The sequence below is a fragment of the Oleiphilus sp. HI0117 genome, from assembly GCF_001635235.1.
Genome location: NZ_LWGA01001076.1, coordinates 1 through 7,899, shown reverse-complemented (window position 1 = coordinate 7,899; position 7,899 = coordinate 1). Strand labels below are relative to the sequence as shown.

Here is a 7,899-nt window from a genome sequence, read left to right as displayed (position 1 = left end):
GAATACTTGGATTTCAAAGAAAGCCACCATGATCACCACCTCAGCTTTCGCTATTTCATCGCTATACCTATGCTGGGGCGTCTTTGCAAAACATATCGCGGAAGAGAAAATTGCCACCGCTTGGCTCAATCAGAAAGGAACAAGCAAAGTCGTATCTACCATCAGTACACCTATGCCATTGAGCTCTTTCTTATGGCGAATAGTGATAGATGAAGGCGATCGTTACAGCATCTCACATGTGAGTATTTGGGAAGACACGAATACAATCGAATTTAAGACCTACCCTAAAGGCACCGAGTTATTAAAAGGCTTAGAAAGCCATTGGGATGCCCAACGACTGGTATGGTTTACCAAAGGTTTTTACAAAGCTGAAACTCGTGAAGATCGAATAGTCATGTCTGACCTAAGAATGGGCGTTGAAGGCGCTTATGCATTCAATTTCGCCATTGCAGAACAAGTAAACCAAGATACTCAAGTATCGACTATTTCGCCTATCAAAGCCATACGTGTCAACGATTCACTTGATTGGACAAAGCTTACATTACTGTGGGACCGACTTTGGGACTCAAGTGTTTCACTGCATCCGCAGCAGTAAAAGGGGACGGAGGGATTATAAAGTAATCAGTTAACGGATTTTTAGTTGGTACAGAACTCTGATTAAAAAAGAATCCCTCAGTCCCCTTAAAGCAGCTTAGTTGAATCAGAGCGCTACTTATTGGAATGTTATAGATATATTTAGCTAAATCCAGTAGTCGCCAATATGGTTGAAGATCCAGGTGATTATTATTGGTCAAGTTATCAGTGTAATGCTTTAGGTAAAGTATCAGGGTTATTGAACCCGCATAAAGAGTATTTGGCACTGGGCAAGTCGACTGATGAAAGGTCAAATAATTATAGAGAATTGTTTAGGCATCATGTAGATGAAGAAATGATCACAGATATACGCGAGGCGGTTAACAAGGGAATAGCGATAGGTAGTGAAGGGTTCAAGGAACAGATTGAGCGAAGGTATCATCGTCGAGTGGTTCCTGGAAAAGCGGGTAGGCCGAGGATTGAAGGTTGATTGGTAAATGTTACTCTGACCCCGATTACTCTTATTGATAACTGAGTCGTATCAGGTTACAATTCGGCTTATGATTCTATCATTTAAACACAAAGGCCTCGAGAAGTTCTTCAAAGCAGGAAAAACTTCAGGTATTCAAGTAAAGCACTCTAAGCGTTTAAAACTTATTTTAGGCCGACTTAATGCTTCTACTTCCCCAGATGATATGAATTTACCGGGGCTATTTCTGAACTCCTTATCTGGTAAGCGTTCAGATGTTTGGTCTGTTCGTGTTAGTGGGAATTGGAGGGTGACGTTCCGTTTCAATGGGGAACATGCAGAAATTGTAAATTACGAAGATTATCACTGAGGTGAAATTATGCTAATGCACAACCCTCCACATCCAGGCGAGATTATTAAAGAGCTTTGTCTTGAGCCTCTCGAGCTAAGTATCACTGCAGCGGCTGAAGCATTAGGCGTTAGTCGAAAAACACTCTCTAGTATTGTTAACGGTAAAGCAGGTATTAGCCCTGAAATGGCGGTGAGGCTTTCGATTGCGTTTAATACATCAGCTGAAAGTTGGTTGAATCAGCAAACACAATATGATTTGTGGCAGGCGGAAGCTAATCGAAGTGAACTCGATGTAAAGCCTTTAATTGCCGCCTAGCATATAAGACGAGTTAGATCTTGTAGACTTATGGGTGTATGTCCTGCCTTAAGTGCCTCTTGCTCTGCGAAAGTTTAGCGGTTCAGAAATACCAAGGAGGCACGTTGGAATAAAAAAATTTAGCAGCTAATGTGTGAATTCATGCACCACAACGATCCATCTCGCATTTTAGTAGGGCAAAAACCCCAACAATAAACTATGCCTTATTATTGCTCCTCACACTCAAACCCGCTAAGACCAGCGTCGTCCGTAGACCTTACAAACAGTAACAATCCTTAGTTACTCTGCGGCATAGTACTTGCTCCTCTGTAATACAAACACTCAAATTCATCGGCATTTCCAAGAGGAGCTTTGTCATGCGAAATATGCCTTGGGCTGAGAAACTAGACAGTACTCCCTTTATCGCCTTACTAACGATCATTACACTAACATCGTGGCTAATACAGCCCTCGTCATATTGGACCGTTTTTCTTATTGCTCTTTCTGGGCTCTCATCTATATTCCTGATCTATAAACGAAACCAGTTTTTTGCACCTCTCAAAGATGTTTCACGCTTACTTCAACAAAACGGTGTACAACACCGAGACCTCCCTCTCCATTCTCGATCTGGACACTCCGTCCTGGAAGCACTACGCCACTATTTACTCAATCAAGAACGCTCTGTTCAGCATAGAGACGGTTACTTTACTGAGTTTAACCATATGGCGAGTGAGTTATCGATCAGCGCTTCAACCTCGGCAAAAAATGCCATGGAACAAAAGCAGGCAATCTCCTCTTCGGCTGCAGCAGTCACTCAACTGAGTGCCAGCGTGAGCGATGTTGCAACGCAAGTTCGAGAAACCCATGCCGACATTGATACTTCACGTAAGCAAATTGCACAAGGGCGTGCCGAAGCGCAAAAAGCCTGCATTGAGATTGAGAAGATGACTGCCTTGTCTGAAGAAAGCGTCAAAATGGTGGATGTCTTGTTTGAGCAGTCAAACAATGTTGCAGCAATGTCTAACATCATTCGGGAAATTGCCGATCAAACCAACCTTCTATCTTTAAATGCTGCAATCGAAGCGGCACGCGCTGGTGAGCATGGGCGAGGCTTTGCAGTCGTGGCCGATGAAGTTCGAAATCTGGCAATCAGATCCCGAGAATCAGCAAACGATATTAGCGACAGTATTGAGTTATCTCACAAGCAGATGGGCAGTGTGAAACAGCAGGTCCATGATGTCGTCAGTAAAGCCAGAGAAAACTATCATAGCATCCAAAACCTTGAAGCCAATCTAGGTACCCTCGATAAAGTCGTCGATCAAATATGTGACAAGATTTCTCATATATCTACGACAACAGAGCAACAAAGCTACGCAACCAACGAAGTTGCTTTCAATGTTGAAACACTGCTATCACAAGCAGATGAGAATACAGCAATCGCTGACGAAACGGTTAATATCGCCAAATACCTGGCAAATAAATCAAGCCAATCAAAAGAACCAATGGAGAACAGTTTATGATCATTACCCTCTCCTTAGTCCTCATAGTCATTGCAAGTGTGCTGGTTTGGTTTAGTACCAATCGAAAAAAACATGCCGAAAAACTGGAACTTAAAAACTGTTTGGCGCAGCTCAATTCACTCAAAAGCTTATTGATTCAAATTCAAAAACATCGCGGCTTAACCACAGGCTATCTTCACGGTGAGAAAACATTACAAGCAGATATAAAAACCGTGAGAGCAGACGTTAACAAACTATGGGCATCATTAGTTAGCAATCACCCATCACTGACAAAAGACAAGTTATTTGAAGGTATATCAAGTCATTGGCAGCGACTTGAAACACGTGCCCTAACAATTGAAGCAAACAACAATATCGACCAACATAACCGACTCATCACAAATCTGCTCTATTTGATTGAAAACCAAACTGAAAAGAATAGTCTGCTCGTAGCATTATCTCGTGAAGCAGGCTTAGATGTAATATGGAAGGAGTTACTCGATACGATTGAATCAATAGGCCAAACCCGAGCCATCGGTATGGGTATTGTTTCCGAAGGAAAGAGTTCAGCTCTAGACCGAATAAAATTGAAGTACTTGAATGACCGTGTAAGCACTCAGTTTGAATCGCTAAATAAGGTTTTTCTTGAAAGAAAGCCCGGCGAAAAAAGAGTGATCATTCTAGATGATAAGCACTCGACCTCAGCGATTAAAAACGCTCAAACAAAAATCTCCGAACTACAGAGCTTTATCGAAACCAAGCTGCTCAATTCTTCGGTAGATAGTCGTTCAGGAGCAGATTTCTTTCAACTGGCGAGCGCAGCTATCGCACCTTTGAATGAGCTCTTTGACCTGGCATCCACTAAGTTATCAACGAGCATTGATTGATCAGGGTATTTCTAGCCATTTACTTAGAAAATTAATCGCACGTTCGCCAATTAGCACTCAAACCAACATAGAAACTTGGTGTTCCCTTATCGCTTCTATTCTAATAGAGCACTATTATTTAGGCCGTCTAGATCAGTCAAAAAGTGCTGCAAGCACCGAGACAGAGACTTAATTTAGGTCTGCCGCATAAGGCTTTAGCCGCTCCAAGGGAATGACTTCCAAGGCTTTTATGTGCGTTTTAGTTAAGTGAACTCTGGGTGCCATACCATCTTCTTGAGCTTGCAACCAACGAACCGCGCATAGACACCAGGTATCGCCGGGATTCAAGCCGGGAAAGCCGTATTCAGGCACTGGTGTAGACAGGTCGTTCCCTTTAAACCTGGAATATTCTAAGAAGTCTTTAGACGCTTCGATACAAACCGTATGTGAACCTGTGTCTGCTTCACAGGTATTACATTTTCCATCTCGATAATACCCTGTGACGGGGTCGCTTCCACATAGTTCCAAGACTTCGCCAAGTACATTTACTGATTCGTCCATATCCATATTGCTTCTCCGCTTACTAACTGTTTAAGCTTTTGACTATTGATGCATTCATCGCATTGAGCCTTAGTCTTCCAAATGTCTAACCGAATAATACATGGATATGTTGATAATGTTGCTTGTGCAATACGAATTTCTCTTACCATGCTTGTCTCTCAAAAAATAACCATAGCTTTCAACCCAGCCTATTGGCACAATCCACTCCCTAGATTAACGCGATACTGAGGTGTACATGCCATTTTCTAAGCTTGGATTAAGCGATCCCATTCTAAAGGCCATCACAGACAAAGGCTACACCGAACCAAGCCCTATTCAATGTAAAGCTATCCCAGCTATCATAGCTGGCAGAGATGTGGTCGCGGCATCTCAGACCGGTACAGGTAAGACAGCGAGCTTTGTGCTGCCATTGCTTGAAAAACTTAATGTTCCCTACAACTATCGCGGCAAGCGCATACGAGCATTAATTATTACCCCGACTCGTGAGCTGACTGAGCAAATTGAAGCCAATATTACGCAATACGGGAAGTACCTCAACCTAAAGTCAATGGCTATGTACGGTGGTATCGCTGCAGAGCCTCAGAAAAAGAGACTCATTGAAGGTGTTGATATTCTGGTCGCGACGCCAGGACGTTTACTTGAAATGGTCTATGACCGTGCAGTTCATTTTGACGAACTAGAAGTCCTGATCTTAGACGAAGCCGATAGAATGCTAAACATGGGTTTTATTGATGAGATCAATAAAATCATTGATCGCCTTCCGAGCGAGCGTCAAAGCTTGTTGTTTTCTGCAACCCTAACCGATGACGTACGCTTCCTCGCTAAGACGGTTAAAGACGAAGCCTTGGAAATCGCCATTTCGCCCGAGGCAACTGCCGCGACCACCATTGACCAGTGGTTGATTACGGTCGATAAAGATAAAAAGTCTGCGCTATTGAGTCATCTCATTATTGAGAATCAGTGGGATCAGGCGCTAATTTTTATTGAGAAAAAACATGGCGCTGCGAAACTTGCCGCTCAGTTAGGCAAACGAGGTATTCACGCAGAAGCAATTCACGGTGACCGTAGCCAAGCAATGCGAGCTAAAATACTGAATGATTTCAAATCTGGCGAAATTAAGTTCTTGGTGGCTACCGGAGTCGCTGCACGCGGAATTGATATTGGTAAGTTAAGCCGAGTGGTTAACTATGACCTGCCCTTTAAGCCTGAGGAATACATTCATAGAATTGGACGAACAGGCCGAGCAGGTGCCATTGGCGAAGCGATCTCATTTGTCTCAATGGGAGATTTTAAGAATCTTTGTGCAATAGAGAGCCGGCTAGGTCATATTATTGAGCGAAAAGAAATTGAAGGCTTCCCTGTGAGAAAAGTCGTGCCCGTATCTATTTTAAATTACGTACCGAAGAATAAGCGACCAGCGAATAAAAAGACTGAGCAGAAAAAACAGGACTCCCCAAAAAAGAAGATTAACCGCAATAAGCCCAATACAACGAGCACCAGCGCTAAGCGCCCTGCAAAGACCACAAATAAAACCATATGGGGTGATAGATAGTGCGCTATAGCCATTTGCCCTATAGCGCACTCGACTAAGCACAAAGGGTTCTTGGCCTAACACCTTTCGCAGCGTTACAATGATGATTCACTCGCTTTTATGGAGGTGCTTGTTATGTCTATTGCTCCTAGAATCGAAGCTCACTTGTCGCGCGTTGGCGTGCACTACGACCTCATTCAACACCCTGAATCTCATACCAGTTTAGCTAGTGCCAGACTTGCTAACGTGCCAGCCAAACAAATGGCAAAAGCCGTTATCACCCACGATGGCGATAACTACCGACTCTGTGTCATACCAGCAACACATCAGCTTGTTCCTGATCTGCTCAACCAGCATATGGGCAAGGGCTCGCATTATCGCTTGGTCGATGAGTGTGAACTCAAAAGCTTATTTGATGATTGCGAAGAAGGTGCGGTTCCTGCACTAGGCCAAGTCTATGGCTTACCAGTAGTTTGGGATAAAAGCTTGGAAGAGATGCCTAGTATTTACTTTGAAAGTGGCGACCACCATAACCTGATTCATGTTAACCATGGCGCATTTATGCAGCTCATGGGGCTTCAGGAAAATGATGTGATTAGCTGCCCGACAGAGTTTTATGAGGCGAGAACGCAGTTAATACAGTAGTTTGTAGGCAGAGTGTTCCGCCCCTCGCTGATCAACCCTGTGCTAGCCGGCCTGCGAGCCGTGGAAGGCTCCGTAAACACATTGAACCACCGAGGTCACAGAGCGCTTCGCTGCACAGAGTAAAGATCAACCTTAATAATTCTTATATGTCTTCTCGGTGGAGGCCCTATGCCGCTCGGTGTTCTCGGTGGTGAATAGTCTTTGATGTTTTGACCTTTGAGGAAGCAGAGGGTTGCATCCCTTATCTGGACTCCCCGTGCTAGTCCGCATGCGAGCCACGGAAGGCTCTGCATACAGAAACACGGGGACTGACTCTAAATGCTACTTCTTAGATTTAGCTTCTTTCAATGCCCATGCGCCAACTGCTAGCATTGCCATCACGGCCAAAGAAACTTCCATTAAGCCCATATGGCTCTCGCCCACGTGCGCCTGCCCTGATGCATGCATACCTTCGTGAGCGAGTGAGGCAAGGCTCACCATCATCATGGCGATTAAGGCACTTGCTTGTGTCATTAAGGTTTTCAATTTCATTGTGTTCTCCTAAGTTAGTCTAATTCTATTCTAAGTCGTCAAGCACTCAAACCACGGCTTTTGCAGGTGGAATTTCTTTGGCCTCAAGCATGCCTTCGCTAATAATGAAATCAATAATTTTGTCTAGACCTTCAGCTTTCTTAAGGTTTGAGAAAACAAAAGGACGTTCACCGCGCATCTTCTTTGAGTCCTGATCCATTACGTCTAGCGAAGCACCAACAAGTGGAGCCAAGTCTATTTTATTGATAATCAACAGATCGGACTTAGTAATGCCTGGGCCACCTTTACGTGGAATCTTATCGCCTGCTGATACATCAATCACGTAGATAGTTAAGTCCGATAGTTCTGGGCTAAAGGTCGCACTAAGGTTATCACCGCCACTTTCTACAAAAACGACATCGAGCTCTCCATGGCGCTTCATCAGCTCATCAATCGCAGCCAAGTTCATTGAGGCATCTTCACGAATCGCGGTATGTGGACAGCCACCCGTTTCAACACCCAGGATTCGGTCTTCATCCAAAGCTTCGTGACGCGTCAGGAATAAAGCATCTTCCTGGGTATAAATATCATTGGTTACC

At 44.0% G+C, this 7,899-nt stretch carries 10 protein-coding genes and 1 pseudogene; 8 read left to right on the top strand and 3 right to left on the bottom strand.

What is annotated here, in order from left to right; all coding sequences use genetic code 11:
- The 6 genes and pseudogenes from A3757_RS19405 to A3757_RS19380 all read left to right on the top strand — a co-directional run.
- Positions 1-595 (top strand): annotated as a pseudogene (locus tag A3757_RS19405) (hypothetical protein); the annotation flags it as partial.
- A 165-nt stretch (positions 596-760) separates the two neighbouring features.
- On the top strand, positions 761-1,063 hold the full coding sequence (locus A3757_RS19400; protein ID WP_068552951.1) for a transposase: 303 nt from the start codon (positions 761-763) through the stop codon (positions 1,061-1,063).
- 70 nt (positions 1,064-1,133) lie between these two features.
- A complete protein-coding gene (locus A3757_RS19395; RefSeq protein ID WP_068552950.1) occupies positions 1,134-1,412 on the top strand; it encodes a type II toxin-antitoxin system RelE/ParE family toxin in 279 nt (92 codons plus the stop codon).
- A 9-nt stretch (positions 1,413-1,421) separates the two neighbouring features.
- Entirely contained in the window at positions 1,422-1,709 is a 288-nt protein-coding gene (locus A3757_RS19390) for a HigA family addiction module antitoxin (protein ID WP_068512977.1), read from the top strand.
- Between the two features lie 356 nt (positions 1,710-2,065).
- Positions 2,066-3,208 carry a methyl-accepting chemotaxis protein gene (locus A3757_RS19385; protein ID WP_068552949.1) on the top strand — a complete coding sequence of 381 codons (1,143 nt, stop codon included), beginning with the start codon at positions 2,066-2,068 and terminating at the stop codon, positions 3,206-3,208.
- Positions 3,205-4,074 carry a nitrate- and nitrite sensing domain-containing protein gene (locus A3757_RS19380; RefSeq protein WP_068512986.1) on the top strand — a complete coding sequence of 290 codons (870 nt, stop codon included), beginning with the start codon at positions 3,205-3,207 and terminating at the stop codon, positions 4,072-4,074. Before A3757_RS19385 ends, A3757_RS19380 begins: the two co-directional genes overlap by 4 nt.
- A gap of 168 nt (positions 4,075-4,242) precedes the next feature.
- Here A3757_RS19380 and A3757_RS19375 read toward each other — a convergent pair whose 3' ends face one another.
- Complete coding sequence (locus tag A3757_RS19375) at positions 4,243-4,620, bottom strand: DUF2237 family protein (protein ID WP_068510255.1); 378 nt, start codon at positions 4,618-4,620, stop codon at positions 4,243-4,245.
- Positions 4,621-4,849: 229 nt separating this feature from the next.
- Here A3757_RS19375 and A3757_RS19370 point away from each other — a divergent pair, with 229 nt between their 5' ends.
- Together A3757_RS19370 and A3757_RS19365 are read left to right on the top strand one after the other, a co-directional pair.
- Positions 4,850-6,166, top strand: a complete 1,317-nt coding sequence (locus A3757_RS19370; RefSeq protein ID WP_068512989.1) for a DEAD/DEAH box helicase — start codon at positions 4,850-4,852, stop codon at positions 6,164-6,166.
- Positions 6,167-6,280: 114 nt separating this feature from the next.
- The gene (locus A3757_RS19365) at positions 6,281-6,790 is read left to right on the top strand and encodes an aminoacyl-tRNA deacylase (protein WP_068552948.1); all 510 of its coding nucleotides are present in this window, start codon (positions 6,281-6,283) and stop codon (positions 6,788-6,790) included.
- Between the two features lie 321 nt (positions 6,791-7,111).
- Here A3757_RS19365 and A3757_RS19360 read toward each other — a convergent pair whose 3' ends face one another.
- Together A3757_RS19360 and ureG are read right to left on the bottom strand one after the other, a co-directional pair.
- Positions 7,112-7,321, bottom strand: a complete 210-nt coding sequence (locus A3757_RS19360; RefSeq protein ID WP_068509676.1) for a hypothetical protein — start codon at positions 7,319-7,321, stop codon at positions 7,112-7,114.
- 46 nt (positions 7,322-7,367) lie between these two features.
- Positions 7,368-7,899 (bottom strand): urease accessory protein UreG (gene ureG / locus A3757_RS19355; protein WP_068740120.1); only part of this gene is annotated, 532 nt, incomplete at its 5' end.

Bases quoted from the DNA above. Each gene is read 5' to 3' on its own strand.
- A3757_RS19370 (WP_068512989.1), top strand. From the start codon at position 4,850: ATGCCATTTTCTAAGCTTGGATTAAGCGATCCCATTCTAAAGGCCATC.
- A3757_RS19390 (WP_068512977.1), top strand. From the start codon at position 1,422: ATGCTAATGCACAACCCTCCACATCCAGGCGAGATTATTAAAGAGCTT.
- A3757_RS19385 (WP_068552949.1), top strand. From the start codon at position 2,066: ATGCGAAATATGCCTTGGGCTGAGAAACTAGACAGTACTCCCTTTATC.
- A3757_RS19375 (WP_068510255.1), bottom strand. From the start codon at position 4,620: ATGGATATGGACGAATCAGTAAATGTACTTGGCGAAGTCTTGGAACTA.
- A3757_RS19380 (WP_068512986.1), top strand. From the start codon at position 3,205: ATGATCATTACCCTCTCCTTAGTCCTCATAGTCATTGCAAGTGTGCTG.
- A3757_RS19400 (WP_068552951.1), top strand. From the start codon at position 761: ATGGTTGAAGATCCAGGTGATTATTATTGGTCAAGTTATCAGTGTAAT.
- A3757_RS19365 (WP_068552948.1), top strand. From the start codon at position 6,281: ATGTCTATTGCTCCTAGAATCGAAGCTCACTTGTCGCGCGTTGGCGTG.
- A3757_RS19395 (WP_068552950.1), top strand. From the start codon at position 1,134: ATGATTCTATCATTTAAACACAAAGGCCTCGAGAAGTTCTTCAAAGCA.
- A3757_RS19360 (WP_068509676.1), bottom strand. From the start codon at position 7,321: ATGAAATTGAAAACCTTAATGACACAAGCAAGTGCCTTAATCGCCATG.